The organism is Bhargavaea ginsengi (genome assembly GCF_900109165.1).
Classification (GTDB): domain Bacteria; phylum Bacillota; class Bacilli; order Bacillales_A; family Planococcaceae; genus Bhargavaea; species Bhargavaea ginsengi.
Genome location: NZ_FNZF01000001.1, coordinates 399,912 through 424,149, shown reverse-complemented (window position 1 = coordinate 424,149; position 24,238 = coordinate 399,912). Strand labels below are relative to the sequence as shown.

Annotated in this window: 25 protein-coding genes and 1 tRNA gene; 16 read left to right on the top strand and 10 right to left on the bottom strand. The window is 54.6% G+C overall.

Going from position 1 to position 24,238, the window contains the following annotated elements:
- Positions 1-116: 116 nt before the first annotated feature.
- Positions 117-1,178 carry an acyltransferase family protein gene (locus BMX91_RS02035; protein WP_092049345.1) on the bottom strand — a complete coding sequence of 354 codons (1,062 nt, stop codon included), beginning with the start codon at positions 1,176-1,178 and terminating at the stop codon, positions 117-119.
- 175 nt (positions 1,179-1,353) lie between these two features.
- Positions 1,354-1,908: a YusW family protein gene (locus BMX91_RS02030; RefSeq protein ID WP_092049343.1), complete on the bottom strand. Its 555-nt coding sequence runs from the start codon at positions 1,906-1,908 to the stop codon at positions 1,354-1,356.
- A 136-nt stretch (positions 1,909-2,044) separates the two neighbouring features.
- On the opposite strand from BMX91_RS02030, the gene BMX91_RS02025 reads away from it, so the two are divergent.
- A complete protein-coding gene (locus BMX91_RS02025; RefSeq protein ID WP_322787436.1) occupies positions 2,045-2,767 on the top strand; it encodes a glycerophosphodiester phosphodiesterase in 723 nt (240 codons plus the stop codon).
- Positions 2,768-2,807: 40 nt separating this feature from the next.
- On the opposite strand, the gene BMX91_RS02020 is transcribed toward BMX91_RS02025, so the two are convergent.
- Positions 2,808-3,830, bottom strand: a complete 1,023-nt coding sequence (locus BMX91_RS02020; RefSeq protein WP_092049341.1) for a DUF2804 domain-containing protein — start codon at positions 3,828-3,830, stop codon at positions 2,808-2,810.
- Positions 3,831-3,901: 71 nt separating this feature from the next.
- On the opposite strand from BMX91_RS02020, the gene BMX91_RS02015 reads away from it, so the two are divergent.
- Together BMX91_RS02015 and BMX91_RS02010 are read left to right on the top strand one after the other, a co-directional pair.
- Positions 3,902-3,974: transfer RNA gene (locus BMX91_RS02015), tRNA-Ala, on the top strand.
- A 211-nt stretch (positions 3,975-4,185) separates the two neighbouring features.
- Entirely contained in the window at positions 4,186-4,677 is a 492-nt protein-coding gene (locus tag BMX91_RS02010) for an amidase domain-containing protein (RefSeq protein ID WP_092049339.1), read from the top strand.
- A 61-nt stretch (positions 4,678-4,738) separates the two neighbouring features.
- Here BMX91_RS02010 and BMX91_RS02005 read toward each other — a convergent pair whose 3' ends face one another.
- The gene (locus BMX91_RS02005; protein ID WP_092049337.1) at positions 4,739-5,590 is read right to left on the bottom strand and encodes a DegV family protein; all 852 of its coding nucleotides are present in this window, start codon (positions 5,588-5,590) and stop codon (positions 4,739-4,741) included.
- 141 nt (positions 5,591-5,731) lie between these two features.
- Positions 5,732-6,304 (bottom strand): glycerol-3-phosphate acyltransferase, encoded by a 573-nt coding sequence (locus tag BMX91_RS02000; protein ID WP_177168226.1) that lies wholly within the window; start codon positions 6,302-6,304, stop codon positions 5,732-5,734.
- A 62-nt stretch (positions 6,305-6,366) separates the two neighbouring features.
- On the opposite strand from BMX91_RS02000, the gene BMX91_RS01995 reads away from it, so the two are divergent.
- Positions 6,367-6,966: a nitroreductase family protein gene (locus BMX91_RS01995; RefSeq protein ID WP_092049333.1), complete on the top strand. Its 600-nt coding sequence runs from the start codon at positions 6,367-6,369 to the stop codon at positions 6,964-6,966.
- Here BMX91_RS01995 and BMX91_RS01990 read toward each other — a convergent pair.
- Positions 6,927-8,318, bottom strand: coding sequence for a dipeptidase (locus BMX91_RS01990; protein ID WP_092049331.1), 1,392 nt, complete (start codon positions 8,316-8,318; stop codon positions 6,927-6,929). The genes BMX91_RS01995 and BMX91_RS01990 overlap by 40 nt on opposite strands.
- A gap of 157 nt (positions 8,319-8,475) precedes the next feature.
- Between BMX91_RS01990 and BMX91_RS01985 the strand changes: the two genes are divergently transcribed.
- The 3 genes from BMX91_RS01985 to BMX91_RS01975 all read left to right on the top strand — a co-directional run bounded on the left by BMX91_RS01985 (position 8,476) and on the right by BMX91_RS01975 (position 12,706).
- Positions 8,476-9,732 (top strand): hemolysin family protein, encoded by a 1,257-nt coding sequence (locus tag BMX91_RS01985; protein WP_092049329.1) that lies wholly within the window; start codon positions 8,476-8,478, stop codon positions 9,730-9,732.
- Between the two features lie 812 nt (positions 9,733-10,544).
- On the top strand, positions 10,545-11,096 hold the full coding sequence (locus BMX91_RS01980) for an RNA polymerase sigma factor (RefSeq protein WP_092049328.1): 552 nt from the start codon (positions 10,545-10,547) through the stop codon (positions 11,094-11,096).
- Positions 11,097-11,245: 149 nt separating this feature from the next.
- Positions 11,246-12,706 (top strand): phospholipase D family protein, encoded by a 1,461-nt coding sequence (locus BMX91_RS01975; RefSeq protein ID WP_092049326.1) that lies wholly within the window; start codon positions 11,246-11,248, stop codon positions 12,704-12,706.
- Between the two features lie 54 nt (positions 12,707-12,760).
- On the opposite strand, the gene BMX91_RS01970 is transcribed toward BMX91_RS01975, so the two are convergent.
- The gene (locus BMX91_RS01970) at positions 12,761-12,946 is read right to left on the bottom strand and encodes an SE1832 family protein (protein WP_092049324.1); all 186 of its coding nucleotides are present in this window, start codon (positions 12,944-12,946) and stop codon (positions 12,761-12,763) included.
- A 64-nt stretch (positions 12,947-13,010) separates the two neighbouring features.
- The gene (locus BMX91_RS01965) at positions 13,011-14,051 is read right to left on the bottom strand and encodes a hypothetical protein (protein WP_092049322.1); all 1,041 of its coding nucleotides are present in this window, start codon (positions 14,049-14,051) and stop codon (positions 13,011-13,013) included.
- 142 nt (positions 14,052-14,193) lie between these two features.
- Here BMX91_RS01965 and BMX91_RS01960 point away from each other — a divergent pair, with 142 nt between their 5' ends.
- The 9 genes from BMX91_RS01960 (at position 14,194) to BMX91_RS01915 (ending at position 23,207) form a co-directional block, all read left to right on the top strand.
- Positions 14,194-16,158: a cation:proton antiporter gene (locus BMX91_RS01960; protein WP_092049320.1), complete on the top strand. Its 1,965-nt coding sequence runs from the start codon at positions 14,194-14,196 to the stop codon at positions 16,156-16,158.
- A 264-nt stretch (positions 16,159-16,422) separates the two neighbouring features.
- Entirely contained in the window at positions 16,423-18,594 is a 2,172-nt protein-coding gene (locus BMX91_RS01950; protein ID WP_092049318.1) for a DNA topoisomerase III, read from the top strand.
- A gap of 14 nt (positions 18,595-18,608) precedes the next feature.
- Positions 18,609-19,097, top strand: a complete 489-nt coding sequence (gene ybaK / locus BMX91_RS01945) for a Cys-tRNA(Pro) deacylase (protein ID WP_092049316.1) — start codon at positions 18,609-18,611, stop codon at positions 19,095-19,097.
- Positions 19,098-19,131: 34 nt separating this feature from the next.
- Complete coding sequence (locus BMX91_RS01940; RefSeq protein ID WP_092049314.1) at positions 19,132-19,764, top strand: YczE/YyaS/YitT family protein; 633 nt, start codon at positions 19,132-19,134, stop codon at positions 19,762-19,764.
- Between the two features lie 86 nt (positions 19,765-19,850).
- Positions 19,851-20,918 (top strand): hypothetical protein, encoded by a 1,068-nt coding sequence (locus tag BMX91_RS01935; RefSeq protein WP_092049312.1) that lies wholly within the window; start codon positions 19,851-19,853, stop codon positions 20,916-20,918.
- Positions 20,919-21,017: 99 nt separating this feature from the next.
- Positions 21,018-21,353, top strand: coding sequence for a DMT family transporter (locus tag BMX91_RS01930; protein ID WP_092049310.1), 336 nt, complete (start codon positions 21,018-21,020; stop codon positions 21,351-21,353).
- On the top strand, positions 21,353-21,667 hold the full coding sequence (locus BMX91_RS01925) for a DMT family transporter (protein WP_092049308.1): 315 nt from the start codon (positions 21,353-21,355) through the stop codon (positions 21,665-21,667). Before BMX91_RS01930 ends, BMX91_RS01925 begins: the two co-directional genes overlap by 1 nt.
- Before the next feature lie 50 nt (positions 21,668-21,717).
- Positions 21,718-22,908, top strand: coding sequence for a glycine C-acetyltransferase (locus tag BMX91_RS01920; RefSeq protein WP_092049306.1), 1,191 nt, complete (start codon positions 21,718-21,720; stop codon positions 22,906-22,908).
- An 11-nt stretch (positions 22,909-22,919) separates the two neighbouring features.
- Entirely contained in the window at positions 22,920-23,207 is a 288-nt protein-coding gene (locus BMX91_RS01915) for a DUF6958 family protein (RefSeq protein WP_092049304.1), read from the top strand.
- A gap of 55 nt (positions 23,208-23,262) precedes the next feature.
- On the opposite strand, the gene BMX91_RS15675 is transcribed toward BMX91_RS01915, so the two are convergent.
- Both BMX91_RS15675 and BMX91_RS01910 read right to left on the bottom strand, forming a co-directional pair.
- On the bottom strand, positions 23,263-23,421 hold the full coding sequence (locus tag BMX91_RS15675; protein ID WP_177168225.1) for a S41 family peptidase: 159 nt from the start codon (positions 23,419-23,421) through the stop codon (positions 23,263-23,265).
- Positions 23,422-23,445: 24 nt separating this feature from the next.
- Entirely contained in the window at positions 23,446-24,093 is a 648-nt protein-coding gene (locus BMX91_RS01910; RefSeq protein WP_092049302.1) for a hypothetical protein, read from the bottom strand.
- Positions 24,094-24,238: the final 145 nt, after the last annotated feature.

Below are 24,238 nucleotides of genomic sequence, written 5' to 3'. Positions count from 1 at the left end.
TTATGCGGGGGATGCCTGGTCTTTCATGGCTCCTCTTTATACACTCGTGACGCCTGCTCGGTCTTTCATAATCAATGTGCACAGAAAAACCGGAGAGGCAGCCTCTCCGGTTTTCTTTATCTGACCATAGCGGCGGATCCCGGTTTCTTTCTCGGGCGGAAGCCGCCGAGAAAAATCTTGCCGTAAGGAACGAACTTCTCAAGGGCCACCGATACAAGGATCGGCAGCACAAGGCCGATTGCGGTAAAGCCGATCAGGCCATAATTGAAGAAGTCATTCAGTACGATATCCGCAAAGATATGGAGGTACATGATCGAGATGGAGTGCTTCTCGATAAACTGCAGCCAGTTCAGCGGCATTTTCTGTGCGGCGCGCTGGAACAGTCCGATGACGACAACCGTGCAGGAGACCGGGATGATCAGATCCAGGAAGAAGTGATCATAGCGCAGAAATTTCATGCTGAGGTGATAATCGAACAATCCTGCAGCATCAAAGGCAAGGCAGGCTGCGACCGTGACAGCTCCGGCAGCAAGCCACTTGCCGCTGATCTCCATCCAGAATGTCTTCAGGTAATAGCCGATCGCGAAATACACGAGTGCCATCAGCGCCACATCGACGTTCCACGGCAAGGGGATCTGCTGTGCGGATTCGACAACATCGCCGTCCAGCATCCGTTGGGCAAACAGGCTCTCCGTGTGGGCGACTACGTAAGACAGGGCGACGAGTCCGATCTGGACCTTGCGGCTAAAGAATCGCGTCATGAACGTGAACAGCACGAAGACGGCGAACAGAGCCGTCACGAACCAAAACACTCCGTAGGCGCCCCGGACAAACCGGCCGCCGACGACGAGCGTCCACAGGTCGTTGAGATACCATTGCAGATCGGTGTTTCCATATCCGATTTCCATTCCGTAACGCACCGCAGTGATGGCGACGAGGAAAAACAGATAAGGAACGATCAGCTGCATGAACCGTTTCAATATGGAATCGCCTGCCTCCGCCCTTGTTTTCACTTCCTTGAAGAACAGGCCGCTCAATAGGAAAAAGGCCGGCATATGGAACCAGTAAATATATTTGGATAGGGGGAAGTCGAGCTCCCCGGGATAATGGCCGATGACGACAAGGATCATGAGAAATCCTTTCGTGACGTCGACCCAGGTCAGTCTCTGTTTTGCCATGGTGAGGACCTCCGTCGGTACATCATTCTTGGATTCTATCTCCGGTTTAGTTGCCCCTTTTTAGCCATTTTTAAACCTGGCAGGGGAATACGGGCATCTTACACCCTGAAGCTGCTTTTGAAAAGATACAAAAATTGGCGGCAGGTTCCGAATCGGAATCTGCCGCCAAGGTGGATCACTTATTTTCTTCGATGTTCAGGTTAGGACCTTCTTCGAAATTTACTTCGAGCTCAAATTTTGTGTAGTCCTGAATTTCGAGGGCGTTGAGGATTTTCTTCTTGGCCTCTTCCTCGTTCACATTCTGGTCGAGCATGATTTCCTTGAACAGGGCATCCAGCTCATTCATCGCTTCTTCCTGCTTGTTGTCATCGCCATAGTCGACGCCTTCAAGGGTGTTTTTATATTCTGCTTCAAATGTCCCGTCTTCCTGTGTCTCGTAACTTGCATCGACGGCATCCTTGCCGTCTACATCGATTTCCAGATCAAAGTCCTTAAAGCCGTAGCCTTGTGTTGTTTCGCTCTGACCGTCGTTCTTGCCGCCTGACGGGTTTTCACCAGCTTTGTCATCTTCGATCGCCGTTTCAGTCGCATCACCGGTTTCTTCGGTCGTCGGAGCCTGGTCATCATTGTCTCCACCTGCAGCATCATCCATTGCATCATTGTTGCTGCCGCAAGCGCCGAGTGTGAGAACAGCGGCGAGGGCAGTCATTCCGAGCATGTTGTATTTCATAAGGTGCACGTCCTTTCGGTTTATCTGTTTGTCCTTTATGTTTCCTGTTGCAGCGAATTTTAAACAGCGTTCTTCATGGCCGGCGGTATTTGGGTATGTCATAATCAGGGAAACAAAGGCGATAAGGAAAGGAAAGATGGCGTTGGAAATTTTTGCTCACCGCGGCGCATCCGGAATCCGGCCGGAAAATACGTTGGCCGCATTTAGGGAAGCTGCTGAATTGCCGATCGACGGGGTGGAATTTGATGTCCATTTATCAAGTGATGGTGTGCCGGTCGTGATCCACGATGAATCGGTCGATCGGACAACGGACGGCAGCGGTTACGTTAAAGACATGACTCTGGATGAATTAAAACAGCTAAGCGCCGGCTGCCGCTTTGCGGATGAATACTCTGATGAGCGCATCCCGACATTGAGGGAGGTGCTTGAGCTGTTCCGGGGCAAGCCGCAGAGGCTGAACATCGAGCTGAAATCGGATGTGTTTCCCTATCCGGGTCTGCGGGAGAATGTGATCGCGCTCGTGCGTGAATTCGGCATTGCGGATCGGGTCATTTTGTCATCGTTCGACCACGTGACACTGGAAGCGGCAAAACGTGAAGCTCCGGATATTGAGACGGGAATGCTGTTTGTTGAAATCCTGGCTGATGCCCGTTCTGCGGCAGCCGGTATCGGAGCTGATGCCCTTCATCCGGCGCTGCCTTTCGCGTTACGGGAGCCCGGCCGCAGGGCAGCGGCTGAAGGGTCCGTGCTGCGGGTCTTCACGGTCAATGACCCGGAGCATGCCCTTATGCTGCGAGAAGCGGGTGCGCAAGCGATTTTCACGGATTACCCGCATAGGATGCTCAATTTGTTCAAATGAAAACACAGGCACCGCGGGATGCGGTGCCTGTGCTTGTTCTTCACCAGGTTGCCCTGTGCTCCTCGCTGCAGCCAAGCAGCTTAACGAGGTGTAGGTTGACGCCTGCATCGGGGAGACGGATCCGACCTCTAAAGTAGCCGAACATCTGATGGACTTCCGATTTGACGAGTTTGGCATCAGTTTCGGCGGTGCGTTCGAAAAATGGTGTGAACGTCAGGTCAACTGAATCGGTGAACTTGGTACGTATTTTCCATGTTTTCATGTAGTCATCCGGATCGTAATCAAACAGCACGTCTTCACTGATCTTATACATCTTTCCATCTATGAACACCGCATTTTCGGTCATGCCGGTCCCGTCCGTCCACTGTCCCCCAAAATTCAGTCCGATGCGGCGGCGCCCATATTGCTGGGAGGCCATAGCCCAGTTCCACGTAGCTTTGCGGGGCCAGATGCCTCGGCCGAAATCAAGGACGGCGAACGATTCCTCCCTGCCGATCCGGAAACGGCGGTCATCGATCGTGACGAAGCCTTCGGCCGGCAGGAGATGGTGCTTTGCTGTAAACTGATACTGGTTGCGGTTCCACGGAACAACTACATTCAGGGATTCTTCACCCTCCGGATGGCTGATATGCAAATCAGCATGGAGGAGATCACCGTCAAAGTCAGGCACGGTGACCAGCAGGTGAGTCTCGCCCTTGATGTGGATCATCTGAATGTTCATATCCGGGTGGGTGAATGACACATTGCCGAGCACCTCGTCGCCCATCCGGACATTGCGGCCCAGCGGTACGGTGACCGTCTTCTCGAAAAACCGCTGGGTCTCATAGTTGAATACGTAGACGAAGCAGGAGGCGGCATAGTCAAGGTGGGACACTGTCACCGAAAACAGCACATCTTCACTGTATACGCACCAGTAGTTCCAGCGCTTTTTACGCATATAGTTTTTGGCAAGATTGCCGGTGATAATCGGATTCCGGCTGAATCCGATCGCTTCCGGATTAAGAGTCCCGTCCGGGTTGGATAGCCGGACGGGCCCTGTCAATTCGCGCTCTTTGTGCTGCATGTGATCACCTCGAAAACGGCTATTGTCAATTTTTCGTTTTGCTGATATACTCTTCATTGTACCAGAGATACGGGGCATTAGCTCAATTGGGAGAGCGTTGCGCTGGCAGCGCAGAGGTCAGGGGTTCGAGCCCCCTATGCTCCATCATACGAAACCGCCGGGATTCCTTTGCAGGGATTCCGGCGGTTTTTATTGTTTTTGGAAAAATGGTTTGAAAAGCGGCGCTAACAGGGGACAAATCGCGGCGGAAACTGGAGTCTGATTGTGAAATGCCCGTATATGACGGGTTGTCATTTCTTTGGGAGCATAAAGATTTCCCTTCTTTGCATAGGTTGCAGGAGAGGGGGTGCGGAAGTTGGCGGTCTATGACAGGGAGGCGGCTGTTGCCTATGCGAACCGCTGGTGGAATGACTATAATCCCGCATATCCAAAGTTCGCGGTCGACTGCACGAACTATGTCTCCCAATGTCTGAGGGCGGGCGGAGCCCCGATGTGGGGTTCGCCGAACAGGGAGCGTGGATGGTGGATCGGGGGAGGAAACTGGAGCTTTAGCTGGAGCGTGTCCCATTCACTCCGTTGGTACTTGGCCGGTTCGCAGCGAGGGCTGACAGCGAAGCGTGTCCAGTCGGCGGGGGAGCTTGAACCGGGGGACATCATTTCCTACGACTTCGAAGGGGATGGCGTCTTCAACCATACGACGATCGTGACGTCGAAGAGGGACGGCGTTCCGTATGTGAATGCCCATACGTATAATGTCCGCGACAGGCACTGGGCGTATAAAGATTCTTACGCCTGGCGGCCGGATGCCACGTACATCTTCTGGAAGATCAATGACCGGTTTGATTGAATATCAGACGGCCCCCGGCAGAACGCCAGGGGCCGTCATTTTCGTCTATATGGAACCATGATCAGTCAAAATCGTACCAGATAACAGCCATCGTTCCTTCGCCGGCATGGACGGCAAGAACCGCGCCGATGTCGCCTGTCTTCACTATTAAGTCAGGCATGGCTTCGAGCATTTGCGCCTTCAGACGGTCAGCCTCACCCGGGCTGTCTGCATGCATGAGGTGTATGGTTCGCCGGCCTTCATCATATGCCTTCTTCACTTTATCGACGAGATAGCGGAATGCTTTTTTTTCGGAGCGGACTTTGTCGGTGACATCCAGAGTGCCCTCGGGTGTGATCTGGATGATCGGCTTGATCTGCAGCATGCTGCCAAGATAGAACTGGACGCTTCCCATCCGGCCGCCTTTATGAAGCTGGTTCAGTTGCCCAATATAGATATAGGAGCGGCCCTTTCCGATATGGCGGCTGATTGCATCGACAATGTCATCCCGTTTTTTTCCTTCCTGCCCGAGTTCCATGGCGAGCCGGACGAGGCCGGTCGTTCCATAGGACAGGGACTTGCCGTCGACGATGCGGACATCGAATCCGCTCAGGTCTGCCCCTGACACGGCTGAGGCGTAAGTTCCGCTCATTTCTCCTGAAAGCACCACCGCGATACCCTGCTCATATTCCTCCTTGAGGCGGTCGAACAGTTCGGCGAACCGGCCGGCGGAAGGCTGTGAGGTTTTCGGAAGTTCTGTGGATGTCCGGATTTTCTCATAGAGTTCTTCGGGCCGGATACCGACGCCGTCCGCATATTCGTTGTCTCCAAAATGGACATTGAGCGGAACGACGTAGAGGTCCGGATGGTTCGCTAATTCATGTGAAATATGGGCAGTGCTGTCCACAATATAAGCAATCGGTTTTTTCGGCATGTTCAACCCCCTGAAAGCGCTGTCGTTTTCAAAATACTATACCATACTAGGAAATGAATAGGGGGAAGAAAAGAAAAAAGACTTATATTATAGCGATATAATATAAGTCTTTTGATGTTTTTATTATCTATCGAATAATGTCTAGTGCCGTCGCAGCGCTTCGTGAAAATCCGGTTTGTGCCGGAAAAGCACGAGTCCTCCCGCCATAACAAGCGGCCAGGAGACGGAAAGAACACCTGAAAGCCAGAGGGCGGCGGTCCAAGCTGCAAATCCGCCCGGCATGGCGAGCGTGGCACTTCGGAGCGGCAGCAGTCCGGCCGCGGTGCCGACAGCAAAGCCGATCAGGCTACCGGGTGAGAAGGCTAGCGCTGCACCGATAAAGGCTGATACACCCTTTCCGCCTTTTCCACGGAACAGTGGGAAGACATGCCCGAAAACCGCAAGTGCCCCGCCGGCAGCGACAAGCCATTCCGGATAACCGAGATACCGCCCGGAAACGACAGCCGCAACACCTTTCAGGGCATCTCCGGCAAAGACCGCCAGAAAAGCAGGAGCGCCAAACAGCCTGCCCGCATTTCGTGCACCGGGATTTCCGCTGCCCGACCCGGCCGGATCGGCACCGAGCATGCGGCCGAGTACCCGGGCCCACAGCACTGAACCCGCCACCCAGCAGAAAAGCAGGTATAGGATGATTTCCGGGTTAAAGGCGTTCATCGGCATCCCTCCATGGGGTCTGCTATAATCAGTGTGACTACTGGTAGCGAAGGAGAATTTACATGAGCCAACAGCAGATGAGTGTCCGGAAAGCGGTTACTGAACGCCGCTCCATCAAGAATTTTAACGGAACGCCGGTATCCCGTGAAAATGTCATGGAAGTCCTGTGCGATTCCAGATACGCGCCTAACCACGGCAAGCGCGAACCATGGCGCTTTGTCGTCGGAGCAGGAGAAAATCTTCCCGATGTACAGGGCCTGATCAGGGAATACGCCATTCCGAACTGGCGTGAACTGACGGAAGAAGCCCTTGAGCGCCAATCCGCCAAGTTCAAGAGCGCGGGAGCCATCGTCTTTGCGATTGTCCGTGAAGACATGCGCCAAAAGCAGCGTCTCGAAGACCATATGGCCATTTCCGCATTCCTGCAAAACGCCCAGCTCCTCGCGTGGGACAAGGGCATCGGCACATGCATCAAAACACCTGCCTGGCTGGATCAGCCCCAATTCCGCGAGGCGCTGGGCGCCGGTGACGGGGAGCGCGTGATCTGCATGCTGCACTTCGGGCATTCGGATACGATGCCGAAGGAATGGGATCACACCCCGATCGAGGAAAAAGTTACGTTTTACTCCGCTCCGGAAAGCGCGGACGACACTTCAAAATAATAGTCGCCGATAACGCGCAATCCCTTGTCGAAGTTTTCAAGATGGAAGTGTTCGTTTGGCGCATGGAAGTTTTCGGATGACAGACCGAAGCCCATGAGGACGACAGGGAGACCGAGAATCTCATCAAAGGCCGCCACAATCGGGATTGAGCCGCCTCCACGCGTATAGGCGGTTGGAACATTGTACACCCGTTCATACGACGTACCCGCTGCCTGGATGGCCGGATGATCGTAAGGGGTGAGAAACGGCTTGCCCTTGTCAAATTCGGTGATGTCCACCGTTACGCCGGCCGGTTTGTTTTTCTCGATATGGCTGCGCAGTTTTTGGACGATGTCATCCGGGTCCTGGTCCGGTACGAGACGGCACGTGATTTTCGCGCCTGCTTCAGCGGGAAGGACGGTCTTGATCCCTTCGCCTGAAAATCCGCCGAAGACGCCATTGATCTCGAGCGTCGGGCGGGTCCAAGTGCGCTCGAGATGCGAATACCCTGTTTCACCGAAGAGCTCGCTGACGCCGAGCTCTTTTTTCAATGCTTCCTCGTCGAAGCTGAGCTTCCGGTATTCTTCACGTTCCTCTTCGGTCGCGGGGCGCACATCATCATAGAAACCGTCTACCGTGATTGTACCTTCCTTGTCACGGAAGGAGGCGAGAAGTTCCACAAGAGCGTGGATCGCATTTTGCACACCACCGCCGTAAAGGCCGGAATGAAGGTCGCCCTTGGCACCCTTGACGTCGATCTGGACGCCGGCAAGACCGCGGAGGCCGTAGCAGACAGCAGGCTGGCCGGGACCCTGCATGCCTGTGTCGGAAATGACAATCACATCTGCAGCAAGCTTGTCCTTGTTGTCTTCAACGTAAGCCGGGAGGTTCGGGCTGCCGATCTCTTCCTCGCCCTCGATGCAGAACTTCACATTCACCGGGAGTTTGCCGTTCGTCTTGAACAGGGCTTCGACGGCCTTCACGTGCATGAACACCTGGCCTTTATCGTCGCTGGCCCCGCGTGCGTACAGTTTGTTGTCGCGGACTTCCGGTTCGAACGGAGCGCTGTCCCAAAGCTCCAGCGGATCGACCGGCTGGACATCATAGTGGCCATAGATGAGGAGGGTCGGCTGGCCTTCGGCATGCAGCCAGTCCGCATAGACGACCGGGTGACCCGCCGTTTCATCAATAGAAATATTCTCGAGTCCCGCAGACTCGAGTGACCCTGCCAGCCATTCGGCGGCTTTTTTCATATCTTCTTTATGCCCGGAGAGCGAGCTGATGCTCGGAATGCTCAGGAAGTCATTCAGCTCTGCAAGATGCGCTTTGCGGTGTTCGCTGAAATGGCGGTCAAGTTCCTTCAGATGATCCATCAATTTATCCCTCTTTCCACGTTGGTTTTCGTGAATAAGTATACCAGAAACAGAGAAAGCGGATTTAAATGGGCATGGCAGGGGAAGTGTTTATGGTATGATGGTCAATAAGGTTTTTGAATTCCGTGTAAATTAGTTTCTTCAGGGGGAATGGCTTTTGTTTATCGTCTTGGGAATCCTGCTCTTCCTGTCCTTTTTCTTCTCGGGCAGCGAAACGGCGCTTACCGCCACGAACAGGATGAAGGTTCAGCTCCGTGCTGACCAGGGAGACAGGAAATCTGAGAAATTGCTGAAACTCATCAGCAAGCCTGACCGGATGATTACGTCGATCCTGATCGGGAACAATATCGTGAACATTCTCTTGCCGACTCTCCTTACGGCGATTGCGATTGACAAGGGCTGGCAAGTCGGGCTTGCGACAACGATCCTGACAATCACCCTCATCATCTTCGGCGAAGTGTTGCCGAAAACGATTGCCGCGACGTTTTCTGAAAAGGTCTCCTATCTGGTATTCCCGATTATCCGATTCCTGGTCGTCGTGCTTTCGCCGCTGACTTATCTGCTGTCGCTCTTCACGAACATATTCATCCGCATCATATCCCGCGGTGCGGTGACGGAGGCGACACTGACAAAGGAAGATCTGCGCTCGATGGTCGACATTGCATCGACTGAAGGAACGTTCGAGGAAGAGGAATCGATCCGCCTCAAAGGGGTGCTGGACTTCCCGGAAAAGGACGTGTCCGACGTGATGTCGGCCCACCGGACGGAGATCGTCGGCTTATCGCATGATGCCACTTATGTAGACGTCCGGGATACGATCTTGGATCACTGGTACACGCGTTATCCGGTGTACGTAGACAATATGGACAATATCGTCGGGGTATTTTATTCCAAGCAGCTCATCGAATGGTCAATGGCCACAGATTCGACCATTGAAGATTATATGGACCGAGAGCCGCTGTTCGTTGTCGAGACACTCAGCGTCGAACGTGTTTTCAAAATGATGCTTGCAAAAAAGAAGCATATCGCCATCGTGCTTGATGAATACGGCGGCACACTCGGAATTGTCACGCATGAGGACATCATTGAAGAGATGATCGGGCAGGATATCGAGGATGAGACCGACCAGGAAGAAGAAGTGCTCGTATATGAGATGACGGACACCCATCTGGTATGCTCAGGCCGCCTGGAGATGGACGACGTGAAAGAGACATTCCGGGCCGAACTTCCGGACGAGCATGATACCATCGGGGGGTTCGTCCTTCAGCAACTCGGACATGTCCCGTTGCCGGGAGAGAAATTCTCCTACGGTAATCTGGATGTCCTGATCGAGGAAATGGACCGCAACCGCATCACCCGCATGATGATCACCAAGCGGGAGCCTGATGAAGAGGCGGCCGCAGTCGAAGAATAAAGGAAACGGCAACTCGAAAAAGCGCTTCCCCTGGAGGGAGGCGCTCAGACTGTGGACAAAGTGAGTGGATTACTCCTTTGTCTGCAGTTTTTTCTTTTCATGAAAATCCTCCGGATTTCCGCTGCGGGCCCTTGCTTACCAAAACTGCGTTTTGGTCGCAGGAAGATCATTGTTGGACAACGCAGTCGCCTTTGGCCACAGACGCCGTTCTTCGTGACGGTGTCCGCTAGTCCGCGGGCGTTGCCTCAGCCGGCGCCAGTACGGAGACTGGCGTCTGTGTGCATCGCGTAGCGGAAGATCTTCTGCGAGCAAAAGCGACAGCGTTGCGGAGCATTGCGCAACATCCTGCGGGGTCTTCGGCTAACGCTTTTCCCGCAGGTGTCTCGGGCCCTCCGTTTCAATCCTCCAGTATCAATTGGAGTCTATAATTCAGCGTCCAGCTCTAGTGCCCGGCAACTATTATAGAATGAATAATTGAATCGAACATAATTGACATTATTGCTTGAAGTGGAGGCGCGGACTCCTGCGGAAAAGGAAGAGCGGAGAGACCCTGCAAGGGGCTCGATGCCTTCCCCGCGGAAAGCCTGCGCCGGAACGGAAAGCAACTACACACTATAGACCTTGTTTCCTTTATCTCATTGCGAAGGGCTCCAGTTTGTACATTGCTAAGCGGGCGCTTGCGCTTTTGTTTTGAACCTTTCCCCGTTTCTTACATCTTTGTAATGGACCTGAAAGAGAATCCGATGGAGGGCAAGGTTCCTCTATAGGACAATAAGGTCAACAAAGAACAGTACGAACGGGAGGGATCGGCCATGGCCGGTCGTAATATCGAAACCATCTATGAAGAATATGAACGGTTCATTTATCATCTTTGCCTGAAACTGACGCGCAACAAAGACGAGGCAGAAGACCTGATGCAGGACGTCTGGCTGAAAGTGGTCCGCAACGAGAAGTCGCTGGAGGGTGTTGACCATGTCAAAGCATGGCTCACTACGATTTGCATGAACACTTTCCGTGACCGCTATCGCAAAACGGTCCGGCGCAGCCAGCATGTCATGGAGCAGCCGGAAACGCTCGACGTTCCGATTCTTGACCTCGTGCCTTGTGCGGAACCGACCGCGGACGATCTGCTTGAACGTGATGATATCCGCCACATCGTCCAGTCGAAGCTGGATGAGCTGGACGGCATTTACCGTAAGACAGTGCTTTATTTTTACGTTAACCAATACTCACTCAACGAGATTGCAGAACTTATGAAAGTATCGATCGGGACCGTCAAGTCCCGCCTCTTCCGCGCCAAGCAGCGCCTGAAGGAAATGGTGCTGCTTGACGAGCAGGCCGAAGGCTATGTCACAGCCGGATAAGATAATCATTAGGACGGGGTTCCGGGCAGAAAGTTGCCCGGAATCCCGATTTTTATTTGGCTTTTTTCTTGATCGGCAAAACATTCTGGGGCCAGGTTTTCTATCGAACAGGAAAGGGGAATGGAAGGGGGACCAAAGGGGGAAGGCGCATGGACAAGAAGAGAATCAGAGAATGGAGTACCAGGCGGAGGGTGCTGACGATTATCGCCTGCCTGTTTATCCTGATCTACATCGGGATTGTGCTTTATCATACATATAAACCGCTTCCGGAAGGCATCTCCCATGACGGTACGCTTTACCGGACGGACAATGTCGAGATGTACACGGACCTGACCTATTCGCAGGACCGCTCAAAGGAAGGGATGGTACATGAGCTGGAGATTTTCGAGGAAGTGTTCGCGATGATCGACCGGGCGGAGGAATTTGTTGTAGCAGACTATTTCCTCTATAACGGCTATTATGACGAAAAAGAAGATTTCCCGGAACTTGCCCGCACGCTCACTGATCGGCTGGCTGAGAAAAAGAAAGAGAATCCGGAAATGCCGGTCATACTCATAACGGATCCTGTCAATAATGGTTATGGATCATTTAGATCAAAGGAAATAAAGCTTCTGAAGGAAGCCGGCGTCGAGGTGGTGGTAACTGCACTCGATCCTCTCCGGGATTCCACGCCGATCTATTCGGGAGTCTACCGGATCCTCTTCCAGAGGTGGGGGGAGGATGGAAAGGGGTGGCTGCCGAACCCGATGGCCGAAGATGCTCCTGAAATGACTGTCCGTTCCTATCTGAAACTGCTGAACGTGAAAGCGAACCACCGGAAAGTGATTGCAACAGAAGAAGGTGTCCTTGTAAACTCAGGCAATCCGCATGACGCGAGCGGCTGGCATGGGAATGTCGCGTTCAAGGCGGATGGACCTGTGATCAATGACGTGCTTGAAGCGGAAGAGGCGGTTTCCCGCTATTCGGAAGGTCCTGAGGAGTTCCCGCGCACTGAAGCGGAAGAGAACCCTGATGGACTGTACGGTGTGCAGTATGTGACGGAGCGGCCGATTCTGGAGCACCTGCTTGAAGATATCGGAAAAGCAGGGGAAGGGGACGAGGTCTGGCTTGGCATGTTCTATATCGCCAAGCGGGACATCCTGTCGGCTCTGATCGGAGCGGCTGAACGGGGTGCGCAGGTGCGCATCATCCTGGATCCGAACGAGAATGCTTTCGGAAACAAAAAGACCGGCCTGCCGAATATGCCTGTAGCCGAAGAGCTGATCGAGGATTCCGAAGACCGGATTGAGGTCCGGTTCTACAATGCCGTCATCGGCCAATACCACACTAAGCTGGTTTACGTGAAGGACGGGGAAGAGGCCTACATTTCGAGTGGTGCAGCGAATATGACGGAGCGGGCGCTGGATGATTACAACCTCGAAGCCAACCTCCGCATCGAGGCGCCGGCGGACAGCCCGCTTGTGGAGGAGCTCGATGGCTATTTCAGCCGCCTCTGGAACAACGAAGATGCCCTCTATACACTGGAAGCCGAAGAGAAGCTGGACGGATTTTCACAGGCCCAGCGGGTCGTCTACGGCTTGCAAAAACTGCTGAAGCTGACTACTTACTGACCAAAAACCGGCCCGCGCATCCCATGTAAATGCGCGGGCCGGCTTCTTGGATGCTCAGTCGAGTTCATCCAGCTGCTTGTTTAGTTCAGACAGCCTGTCTTCCATTGCGGCAAGACGCTGTTCAGCATTCCTGACCTGGGTTTCGTGGCCGGTCGACTCGAGTTTTTCGATGTCGCCCTGCAGACTGATATAATCCATCTTAAGCTCTGCAATTTCAGCTTCGAGGGATCGTTTGTCCATTTCGAACGCCTCCTTGTCGCGGACATTGTATCATAAAGCCCGGACTGTCGGAGGCAAATTCGAATCAATGCCGTGGAAACGGCCTATTAGGCTTCCCGCCCCGCGGCGGATATTCCAGATAATACAGCACTGCCTCGCTCACCATATCAATTCCATCTTCGACACGGAGTGCCGCCTGCCGCTCGATTGCGCGCTTTCTGAGTGGTTCATGCAGAAGCAGTTCCATCACCGCGTTCAGCAGCATCGACTGCTTGACCTTGCGTCCCAAACCCAGGGGGATAAACCCGTTTTCCTCATTCGGCAGTGCATGCCCCAACTCTGCCTCATTCTGGGCAAGGACAATGCAGGGGATGCTCAGGAAAGCGACGTCAAAAGGTATATGGCCGGATGAACAGATCACGATATCGGCGGATGCAAGTTCCCGGCCGTAGTCATAAGGCATTTTGCGTATGGTGACATTTCGCTTACCTAGCGCCATCATCATGAGAGGATCGTCAGGATGGGTGTAAGCCTCACCGAGCAGGACGGTCACTTTCAGGGGGATGTGCAACTGAGTCAGATGCCGAAGAGTCCGGTATGACAGGTTGGACGGATCTGCCGGCCCATGGGTGACGACTACATGCGGCAGGTCACCGGGCGGATGTTTGGCGAGTCCGGCGCGGCGGTGACGGATCAGGCTCGGGTCCGCAATGAACCCCGTCTGGCCCTCTACGACGTTGGAAGGCACCGCCCCCCTCGTCTCGCCTCCGAATGTCCGGAAAATGAGATCGGCAGGCGAAGTATCTTCGCCGTTGTCATCAAAGTGTATAATGGCTGGGACAATCTCCTTCAGCGCCGCTGTTTCTTCCGGTTCGGCTCGCCCGTCCCTGAGCAGAATATCCGGCTGCAGATCTCCTGCAGCCTTCCTGAGCCCGTCCTTTCCATGGATTTTATCGACGCGGAATCCGGCCGCTTCGACATGGGGGAGCGGGCGTTCGGAAAGGAAGATTACTTCAATATCAGTAAGCGCATGAGCGATGCGCAGCGCACGCCGTGTCCGGTAGGCGGATGGAATATCAATTGCCGTACAGTAAAAGACCGCTTTCTTTTTCGGTTGTCCGGTCAAGGCCCTCACCCTTTCTGGCTGCAATATCGGTTCCTGTCCAACATATGGGACCAGCCTGGCGAATATGAGGATTTGGGCTAGAAGACCCGGCTGAATATGGTAAACTGGATATTATTTTATCGTGAAAAAGGGGGGATTTCCCATGTTCGATTCATTCCTATTTTCCTTCATGGCGGTCGCAGCACTCGGCATCGGCTCTCAGTGGCTGGCCTGGCGGCTCCGTCTTCCGGCCATTGTCGTCATGTCCATTGCGGGCCTTTTGCTCGGTCCGATTCTGGGGCTTCTGAATCCGCAGCAGCAACTGGGCGACTTCTTCTCGCCAATCATCTCGATCGCGGTTGCCATCATCCTTTTTGAAGGAAGTCTGAATCTGGATCTCCGGGAAATCCGGGGGTTTTTCAGGCCGGTTGGCCGTATCGTAACGCTGGGTGCATTCCTCGCCTGGATATTCGGCTCGCTCGCTGCGCACTACGTGGCCGGACTCAGCTGGGAAGTGGCCTTTGTTATCGGGGGACTGTTCATCGTCACGGGGCCGACGGTCATCCTTCCGCTTCTGAGACAGGCTAAGCTGAAGCCGCGGGTCGGGGCGATCTTGAAATGGGAAGGAATTATCGTTGACCCGTTCGGAGCACTGCTTGCACTGTTTGCGTTTGAGACCATCCGCTTCCTGAAGGGTGACCTGTCAGGCACAGGCATCCTGATCTTCTTCGCGGCTTCGGCATTTGCGGGGATTCTCGGCTGGTTTGTCGCTTGGATACTTGGCAAGTTGTTCGAAGCTGACAAGGTGCCGGAGTTTCTGAAGTCGCCGGTCCTATTCGCGGCCGTCCTGTTCGTGTTTGTCCTGTCCGATGAGATCATGCATGAGACGGGGCTCCTGGCAGTCACCGTCATGGGTGTAGCAATGGCGAATATGCACTTGTCATCAATCGAGGATATTCGCCACTTCAAGGAAAACATTACTGTACTTCTCGTTTCCGCCATCTTTGTGATGCTGACAGCGTCACTTTCGGTGGATACGCTGCTGGCAATCTTTGAACCGCGGATCATCGCTTTTGTCCTCGCGACGCTGTTCGTCGTCCGGCCACTGTCGATCTGGCTATCGACAATCGGCACAGATCTAACCAAGCAGGAACGCACTCTAGTCGGTTGGATTGCGCCGCGTGGAATCGTCGCACTCACCGTTTCCGGTTATTTTGCCTCGATTCTGCTTGAACAGGGCTATGAGGACGCGGAACTTCTGACGGCGCTGACATTCGCGCTTGTCTTCGGCACTGTTGTGGTGCATGGCTTCACGCTCGGGCCGCTCGCCAAGAAACTGAACCTGGTCGCGGCGGATAATTCCGGTGCGCTGATCGTCGGTGGCGGACCCTTCATAGCACGGCTTGCCGCATCCATCAAAGAGGACGGCAAACCGGTCGCTCTCATGACCGACGCCTGGAACGATGTGTTCGAGGCGCGCAAGGAGGGGATCAAAGTGCTCTCGGGAGACATCCTTTCCGAGCAGGTCGACTACAGGTATGACCTGGCGCCTTACCAGAACCTGCTGTCGATGACGCCGATGGATATGTATAACGCCCATATCTGCAGTGACTTCGTCCATGACTTCGGTCCAACGTTCGTCTACCGTTCCGGGCTGAAAGGAGACCCGAAACGCTACGGGGTCGACAGAGATCGGCTCGTCCGCTCGCCAGGCAGATTCCTGTTCGAGCCGGCGCTCCCTGTGGGCGTGCTGGATTCACGTATCCGTAATGGATATGTTGTCCGGAAAACGCCGATTACGGAACGCTATAAATACACTCAGTACCTCCGTGAGCGGGATGAGAGTCCGGTCCTCCTTTATATATTGCGGAAAGACGGGAAAATCGATTTCTACTCACCGGGGAAGGAACTGGCGGCGGAGCCAGGCGATCTGGTTGTCTCCCTGAGTCCGCCGGACAAGACTGTCGAAAAAGTGAAGGAAAAGCTGGAGAACAAAACAGATGGCAGGACATCTGCCACCAAGGAACAGATCGAGAAACGTCTGAACGGCGACCATCCGGCAGGCGGGGACGGCAACGGCGGGAAACCGCCGCTCCCGGGCCCGGCACCGGACTCGGCACTTAAATAATGCATTGTGGCCGGGAGCAGGTGCGCTCCCGGCTTTTCTGATTGTCCGGAGGAGTTAATGCCTTCAGAGGCTCGGACTTAGCGGTCAGGACTCGGATTTGCAGATCGGAATCCGGACCTGGCCCCGGAGAAACTCGGACATGCCGGATTCCCCCGGCACTTCGCCATCCGTCCTGCCGTGCTCATCGAAGTCAAACCGGCAGGGTGCGGTGAAATCCCGCCGCAGGTCTTGTATAATCAGAAGGTATGAGAGGAGTGGACGCACATGTCCAAATCATTGGTTCTTGCAGAAAAACCTTCCGTTGCACGTGACATCGCACGTGTGCTCGGATGCAACGATAAACGGAACGGCGCACTGGAAGGAAAGGACTATGTCGTCACATGGGCGCTTGGCCATCTTGTGACACAGGCCGACCCTGAGCAGTATGACGCGAAATATAAGGACTGGAAAATGGAGGACCTGCCGATTTTGCCCGAGCCGTTCAAGCTCATGCCGATCCGGCAGACGACCAAGCAGTACAACGCCGTCAAGGCGCTCCTTAAGCGAGGGGACATCCGGGAAGTCATCATCGCGACCGATGCCGGGCGCGAAGGCGAGCTGGTCGCCCGCTGGATCCTGGAAAAAGCGAAGGCCAACAAGCCGGTCAAGCGGCTTTGGATTTCGTCCGTCACCGACAAGGCGATCAAAGATGGTTTCCGCAATCTGAAAGACGGACGTGAGTATGAAAATCTCTTCGAGGCGGCGGAAGCGCGTGCCGAGGCCGACTGGGTTGTCGGCATCAACGCGACGCGTGCCCTGACCGTGAAGCATAACGCCCAATTGTCGACGGGGCGCGTGCAGACACCGACGCTTGCGATGATCGCGGAGCGGGAAAGGCAAATCCGTGAGTTCCGGCCGAAGGCGTTCTACGGCATAGAAGCGCTCACCGATTCCGGCAGGTTCAAATGGACAGCGAAATCGGGAGATGGCCGTACTTTTGACAAAGGAGAGGCGGAGGCGCTCCTCGGCAAGCTGGAGAGCATTCGGGAAGGCATTGTCGAAGAAGTGAAGCGCACGCCGAAAAGTCAGCCGGCACCACCGCTCTTTGATCTGACCGAACTGCAAAAGGAAGCGCATAAACGTTTTGGCTGGTCAGCGAAGGAAACGCTGAACACCCTTCAGGGGCTTTACGAGTCACATAAGGCGGTTACTTATCCGCGGACCGACTCCAAGCACCTGACGTCCGATATGGCGTCTACCCTGAAGGATCGGCTGGAGGCCGTGCGCCTTGCCCCTTATCGGAAGGACATTGCTGTAATCATGAAAAAAGGCAACCCGAAGCCGCAGAAGGGTGTCATCGATGACGGCAAAGTCAGCGACCACCACGCTATCATCCCGACAGAGGAACCGGCGATCCTCGAGCGTATGTCCGACAGCGAGAAGCGGCTGTTTGACCTGATTGTAAAGCGGTTCATCGCGGTCTTCTCAGGTCCTTACAAGTACGAGGCTGTCACTGCGGTGCTCGGTGCAGGAGGCGAGCGCTTCCATGCAAAAGGCAGGACCATCAGTGACGAAGGCTGGCGCGCTGTGTATGGCCTGGATGCGGAGGAGGAAGACAACAAGACGCTCCCCCCATTCGAGAAAGGCGAAAAACTCGGCATCCGTGCGTTTTCGATGACCGAAGGGCAGACCAAACCGCCTGCGCGCTTTAACGAAGGGACACTTCTCGCCGCAATGGAGAACCCTGCGCAGTTCATGGCCGGTGAATCCAAGGAACTGATCCGGACACTCGGTGAGACGGGGGGACTCGGTACAGTTGCGACACGGGCGGATATCATCGAAAAATTGTTCAATTCGTTTGTCATTGAAAAAAAAGGCAATGATATCTTCACAACATCCAAGGGCCGGCAGCTTCTCGGGCTGGTTCCGGAAGATCTCAAGTCCCCGGCATTGACCGGAGAATGGGAACAGAAGCTGACAGAGATTGCAAAGGGCAGGCTGTCGAAAAAGGAATTCATGAAAGAGATGACCGGCTTTGCCAAGCAGGCCGTTTCAGAAGTGAAGGCTTCAGAGAAAAAGTTCAAGCACGACAACGTCACCGGCAAGATGTGCCCGGACTGCGGCAAGCCGATGCTCGAGGTGAACGGCAAGCGCGGCAAAATGCTTGTCTGCCAGGACCGGGAGTGCGGACACCGACAGAAGGTTTCCCAGCTGACAAATGCCCGCTGCCCGAACTGCCATAAAAAGCTGGAACTTCGAGGAGAAGGGGAAGGGCGGATCTTCACCTGCCGCTGCGGCTACCGCGAGAAGCTGTCCGCATTCGAAAAGCGCAAGGCGAAGACGAACAAAGGGAAAGTGTCCAAACGCGACGTGCAGAAGTACATGAAAAAGGATGAAGAACCGGTGAATACGGCGCTTGCAGACCAGCTGAAAAAACTGCTTGGCGACCAAGACTGACGGAGGTGTCCGGTTTGGCGAAAAAGGACAAAGTCCAAAAGACAAATGCCGTCCGCATCCTGGATCGGCAAAAGGCCGAATATGAGCTGATTGAATACGATACGGATGACGACCGGATAGACGGAGTATCGGTAGCGGAAAAGACGGGCCAGGCGGAAGAGACTGTCTATAAGACGCTTGTTTCCACCGCAGGCACGGGAAAGTATTTTGTCTTCGTCATTCCGGTCGCAGATGAACTTGATCTGAAAAAGGCCGCTAAAGCCGCCGGCGAAAAGAAAGTCGAGATGCTGCACCTTAGGGATCTGACCGACGTGACAGGCTATGTCAGGGGCGGCTGTTCGCCTGTCGGCATGAAAAAAGCCTTTCCGACGTACATCGACGAATCGGCCAAACAGCTTGGCCGGATCATTGTCAGCGCAGGGAAACGCGGTCTCCAGGTGAAGCTCTCGCCGGAAGTTCTCGCAACGGCCGCAGATGCGGTATTTGTACCGCTCCGAAAATGATCCGTTGCCGGATGAACAGACTGGAGGTGCCTGAATGCAACGATATCAGGCTTTGAGATGGACATTCTTTTTGGTTGGCCAGCTGTTTCTGGCCCTTGGCATCACATTGACGATCAAAGGCGCCCTGCTCGGCATCAGCCCATGGGATGTCCTTCATGTCGGCCTGTTCAAGCAGCTTGGACTGACGATCGGCACATGGTCGATTCTTACAGGATTCTTTATCGTCATCTCCACGTCCATCTATCTTCGCAGGCTGCCGCAGGTCGGCACATGGATCAATATGCTCCTGATCGGCTCATTCATTGATTTCTTCAACTGGATCCTGCCCGATGTCCATTCACTCGCAGGACAGATATCATTATTCCTGGCAGGGATCACGGTACAGGCGATCGGACTCGGCATGTATGTGTCTCCGGGCATCGGGGCCGGCCCAAGGGATACACTGATGCTGGTCCTGATGGAGAAGACAGGTTGGAGTGTGAAAACGGTCAGGACCGTCCTGGAGGCCACCGTTGCTCTGACCGGATGGCTGATCGGGGGTCCCGTCGGCGTGGGAACAGTCATCATCGTGCTGTTTTTCGGGCAATTGCTCCAGTACACGATCCCTTACTTCAAAGGGCTCCTTGAACGACTGTCAAAGCCGGTGGAAGAGGTCGGCGTGAACTAGAGGAAAGCACGGCAGGGACATGTCCCGCCGTGCTTTTTTCGCGGCTCCGCGCATATACTGTCCCGTCAAGAGGAAAGGGTGATCGCTTGAAGGGGACCATCACATCCTATATGAGCACGGCCTACACATCCGAGGGGATCCGGCACAATTACAGGGAGCTGCTTTCGGGGGCATCAAAGGCGTTTCTCCTGAAGGCCCCCCCGACAGGAGCCCTGTCCGTGCTTCTTAGAGAGGTCGCACAGTATTATGTGAAGCGCGGGTGGGACGTTGAACTTTTCCATGATCCGCTTACCCCGGACGGGCTTGATGCCGTCCATGTCGTAAAGCCGGGAATCCTGTTTGTCCAGGCCTCCCATCCGGTGGCACTCGAGCCCGTGCAGATCGGAGGCGCACACCGTGTGGTGACGTTTTACGACGGCTATGACGAGGACCGGCTGAAGCTGCAGAACGGATTCATCCGGGAAACTGCGGAAAAGGCCGAGGAGGCGCTCCGCAAGACATTCGCTTCACTGAAGCGCGCGAAAGAGCTGCATGACCGGTGGGAAGAGGCAAACAGGGCACGCATGTCCTGGGAGCTCGCGGACAAACTCTCGGACAGCCTCGCCGGATCGCTGTTCGGCGATCTTTCGCTTAATAAGGCGCCTTCCGTAGTGAACCGGTACATCGGCACACTCACCGCGGAGGGAGCGCAAGACTTTTTCGATTCGGTCACAAAAGGCCTGAAGCGCCGGCTCCTTATCAAGGCACATCCCGGCACCGGCAAGTCTACAATGATGAAAAAGCTGGGGAAAGAGGCGGAGGCCCGGGGACTGGATGTCATCTACGGATGGTGTGCGCTCGACCCGGGAAGCGTTGACCTGATCGTCCTCCCTGAGCTATCGGTTTGTGTATTCGATGCGACCAAGCCGCATGAATACGGGCCGGAGCGTGAAGGGGACGAAATCGTCGACATGCTCGGTATGTGCCGGGATGACGAGACATTCGAAAAGCAGGCCGATGAGATTGAAGCGGTCTACCGGGAAGCGATGCTGGACGCGAGTGCTTATATGAATGCCCATGTCAGGGAAATCCACTCGATCCGTGCCAGGATGGACAGCGCCATCAACCAGGAGCGGTGGGAGGAAAAGTTCAGGACGATCAGGGAGCAGCTGTGACAGGCCGCCCGGGGACATCCCCGGGCGGTTTTGCTATGTGCGAAAGGTTCCATTCTGTTAGAGTGGAAACGATATCAGAATGGAAAGAGGTGACGGCCGGTGGCATGGCTGTATGTATTCTTCGCCGCCGTCGTCGAGGTGTTCTGGGTGGTCGGGCTGACCCACTCGGACAGTATCCTTGAATGGTCCGGGACGGCGGTCGCCATCATCTTCAGCTTCTACTTTATCATCCGGGCTTGTGAACAGATTCCTTCCGGCACCGTTTACGCGGTATTCACCGGTTCGGGGGCTGCGGCAATCGTGGTCGTGGACATGCTTGTGTTCGGAGAACCTTTCTCGCCGGTCAAGCTGTTCTTCATCGCCCTTATCCTGGTCGGCGTCGTCGGCATCAAACTGACGGACAGTGCCCCCGCACCGGAAAGAGGTGAGCACTGATGGCATGGGTGTTTCTTGCGCTCGCCAGTCTGGGCGAGATCTTCGGCGTCATGTTCATCAACATGTATCTGGCCGACAAAAAATGGTGGCGGCTTATTCCGCTCGTCCTGTCATTCGGCCTCGGTTTCGTGCTCCTGTCACTTGCGATGAGGGAGATTCCGATGGGCACGGCGTACGCGATCTGGACAGGGCTAGGCGCAGCGGGCGCCGTCCTGATCGGCATCCTGTTCTTCCGTGAACCGGCCGGCTGGAAGCGGCTGCTCTTCATCTCATTCATCATCGCCGGCGCGGCGTGCCTGAAGCTGTTCAGCTGAACGGGCTGTGATAGAATGGACATACATCAAAGTCGGAAAGGAAGATTCCTTTGGCGAAAATTTTAGATCAATTTCTCGAAGAAAACCTCCAGGAACTGAGAGGCGCAGGACTCTATAATGAAATCGACCCGGTCGAGGGCCCGAACGGCCCGACGATCAAGGTCGGCGGCCGCGACCTCATCAACCTGAGCTCGAACAACTACCTGGGACTTGCGACTGACGAAGGGCTGAAACAGCTGGCCAAGGGCGCAATCGACAAGTACGGTGTCGGAGCAGGGGCCGTGCGCACAATCAACGGTACGCTCGACCTTCATGTAAAGCTTGAAGAGAAACTGGCCGAGTTCAAAGGGACCGAAGCGGCAATCGGTTACCAGTCCGGATTCAACTGCAACATGGCGGCGATTTCCGCTGTCATGGACAAAAATGACGCAATCCTCTCCGATGAGCTGAACCACGCATCCATCATCGACGGCTGCCGGCTGTCCCGCGCGAAAATCATCCGCGTCAACCACCAGGACATGGATGACCTCCGCAAAAAGGCGAAGGAAGCAACGGAATCGGGCCAGTATAACAAAGTCATGTACATCACGGACGGTGTTTTCTCGATGGACGGCGACGTCGCAAATCTGCCCGATGCAGTCCAGATTGCGAAGGAATTCGACCTGATCACGTACGTGGACGACGCTCACGGATCCGGCGTCATGGGCGGCGGCAAAGGCACTGTCAAGCACTTCGGACTCGAGCGCGACATCGACTTCCAGATCGGTACACTTTCCAAGGCGATCGGTGTCGTCGGCGGGTATGTGGCCGGTAAACAGCAACTGATCGACTGGCTGAAAGTCCGTTCCCGTCCGTTCCTGTTCTCGACTGCGATGACGCCGGGCGATGTCGCAGCGGTCATCGGAGCGGTTGACAAGCTTCTCGCATCGAGTGAACTTGTGGACAAGCTATGGGAGAACGGAGACTATCTGAAAGCTGGCCTGAAAAAGCTCGGCTTTGATATCGGCAAATCAGAAACCCCGATCACACCGTGCATCATCGGTGAAGAAAAGCTGGCACAGCAATTCTCCAAGCGCCTGATGGAAGAGGGCGTCTACGCGAAATCGATCGTCTTCCCGACTGTACCGAAGGGCACCGGCCGTGTCCGCAATATGCCTACCGCCGCACACACGAAAGAAATGCTCGATGAAGCACTTGCCGTTTACGAGAAAGTCGGCAAGGAACTGGGTGTCATCAGCTGAGGAGGGATTCCTTGAAAAAGCGAGATGAAGAACAGATCCAGCTGCTCCATCCGGAAGGAAAGCAGGGCGCAAAAATCCTGAGACGCCGCTATGAGGCCATCCGCAAGGCCATTCTGGAAGAAGTGGATGCCTCCGGTGAAATCTCATTCATGGATCTGACTGAGCGCGCTCCGAAACGGCTCTCCCACTTTGACGGCAAGACGACATGGTATATCACCGCCGTCAAGCTTGATCTCGAAGCAAGAGGAGAACTAAAGCGTATCGGGCAAGGCGGAAAACAATATATCAGGCGAACATGAAAACCGCCAGGAAACCGGTGTTAACCGGTGACCTGGCGGTTTTTTTGTGCCCGGCTCAGACCGGGCGGTTCACTTCTTCGGCAAAGACAGTGACGATCTCCCCGTCTCCCATCTCCACATCATACTGGATGGATTCCCCATTGTCCCGAACATCAACAATCAGCCCGCGGCGGCCGTCCTTCAGTTCAACGGCAGTGTTCTCGACAAGAATCATGGCAATCATCCTCCTGTATGTTTTTTAATGAGCAGCCGATTCCTCCATCTTTCTGAAGTTATGATGCAGAAGGTAATACTGGATACCCCCGGCATCGTTTTTTGCGGCATCAGCTTGTTTACGGAACGCATCACGATCTCCTTTGCGGTTCGCAATGACCGCCCGTATGGCATGCTTCATCCAAGCATAGCCTTCAGGGATGCGGGATAGAGCTTCTTCCGCCTGGCCATAATCCCCGTTCAGGGCGTGCCCATATGCGTCGTAATAGGACTGCATCGGCTCGCTGCCGATTTTTTCTGCATGGGACAAAACCCCATCGCCGTCCTTTTCCGAAACGGCGTGCAATGCGCCGTATACATGGTGGATGTCCGGCTGCTTGTACCGGCTCATGATTTCCCTGAGTGAAGCCCGGATCTCCTCATCGGTCCCGTGGGCCACCGAATAGGCGTATTTGTAGATTGGCTTGCGGGAATTCCGCAGCAGGAAGCGGTCAATCGCACGCAGATTCTTCGACTTATACGACAGCACAAGTGTCGGAACCGTGGTCAGTGTCATGTACAGGGCGGCGAGCACGAGCACTGTCAGCCAGAACGGCGCTCCGAGCCAGATCAGCAACAGTGCTGCCAGAACCAGGATAGCGAGCAGCATAAGAAATTGTACAACAGCAATCAAAACGGCACTTCCTCTATTTTTTCACTATTATACCAACTCGGAGCTTTCGGGAAAAGTAATCCGCGGTTGTACTTGCTGTGAATACAAATTATAATAGGGTACATCAAATTACAGTGAAATCAATGTTTCACCGCTATATAATGTC

Coding starts and splice junctions, on each gene's coding strand:
- BMX91_RS02035 (WP_092049345.1), bottom strand. CDS start 1,178: ATGGCAAAACAGAGACTGACCTGGGTCGACGTCACGAAAGGATTTCTC.
- BMX91_RS02030 (WP_092049343.1), bottom strand. CDS start 1,908: ATGAAATACAACATGCTCGGAATGACTGCCCTCGCCGCTGTTCTCACA.
- BMX91_RS02025 (WP_322787436.1), top strand. CDS start 2,045: ATGGCGTTGGAAATTTTTGCTCACCGCGGCGCATCCGGAATCCGGCCG.
- BMX91_RS02020 (WP_092049341.1), bottom strand. CDS start 3,830: ATGCAGCACAAAGAGCGCGAATTGACAGGGCCCGTCCGGCTATCCAAC.
- BMX91_RS02005 (WP_092049337.1), bottom strand. CDS start 5,590: ATGCCGAAAAAACCGATTGCTTATATTGTGGACAGCACTGCCCATATT.
- BMX91_RS02000 (WP_177168226.1), bottom strand. CDS start 6,304: ATGAACGCCTTTAACCCGGAAATCATCCTATACCTGCTTTTCTGCTGG.
- BMX91_RS01995 (WP_092049333.1), top strand. CDS start 6,367: ATGAGCCAACAGCAGATGAGTGTCCGGAAAGCGGTTACTGAACGCCGC.
- BMX91_RS01990 (WP_092049331.1), bottom strand. CDS start 8,318: ATGGATCATCTGAAGGAACTTGACCGCCATTTCAGCGAACACCGCAAA.
- BMX91_RS01980 (WP_092049328.1), top strand. CDS start 10,545: ATGGCCGGTCGTAATATCGAAACCATCTATGAAGAATATGAACGGTTC.
- BMX91_RS01975 (WP_092049326.1), top strand. CDS start 11,246: ATGGACAAGAAGAGAATCAGAGAATGGAGTACCAGGCGGAGGGTGCTG.
- BMX91_RS01970 (WP_092049324.1), bottom strand. CDS start 12,946: ATGGACAAACGATCCCTCGAAGCTGAAATTGCAGAGCTTAAGATGGAT.
- BMX91_RS01960 (WP_092049320.1), top strand. CDS start 14,194: ATGTTCGATTCATTCCTATTTTCCTTCATGGCGGTCGCAGCACTCGGC.
- BMX91_RS01950 (WP_092049318.1), top strand. CDS start 16,423: ATGTCCAAATCATTGGTTCTTGCAGAAAAACCTTCCGTTGCACGTGAC.
- BMX91_RS01940 (WP_092049314.1), top strand. CDS start 19,132: ATGCAACGATATCAGGCTTTGAGATGGACATTCTTTTTGGTTGGCCAG.
- BMX91_RS01925 (WP_092049308.1), top strand. CDS start 21,353: ATGGCATGGGTGTTTCTTGCGCTCGCCAGTCTGGGCGAGATCTTCGGC.
- BMX91_RS15675 (WP_177168225.1), bottom strand. CDS start 23,421: ATGATTCTTGTCGAGAACACTGCCGTTGAACTGAAGGACGGCCGCCGC.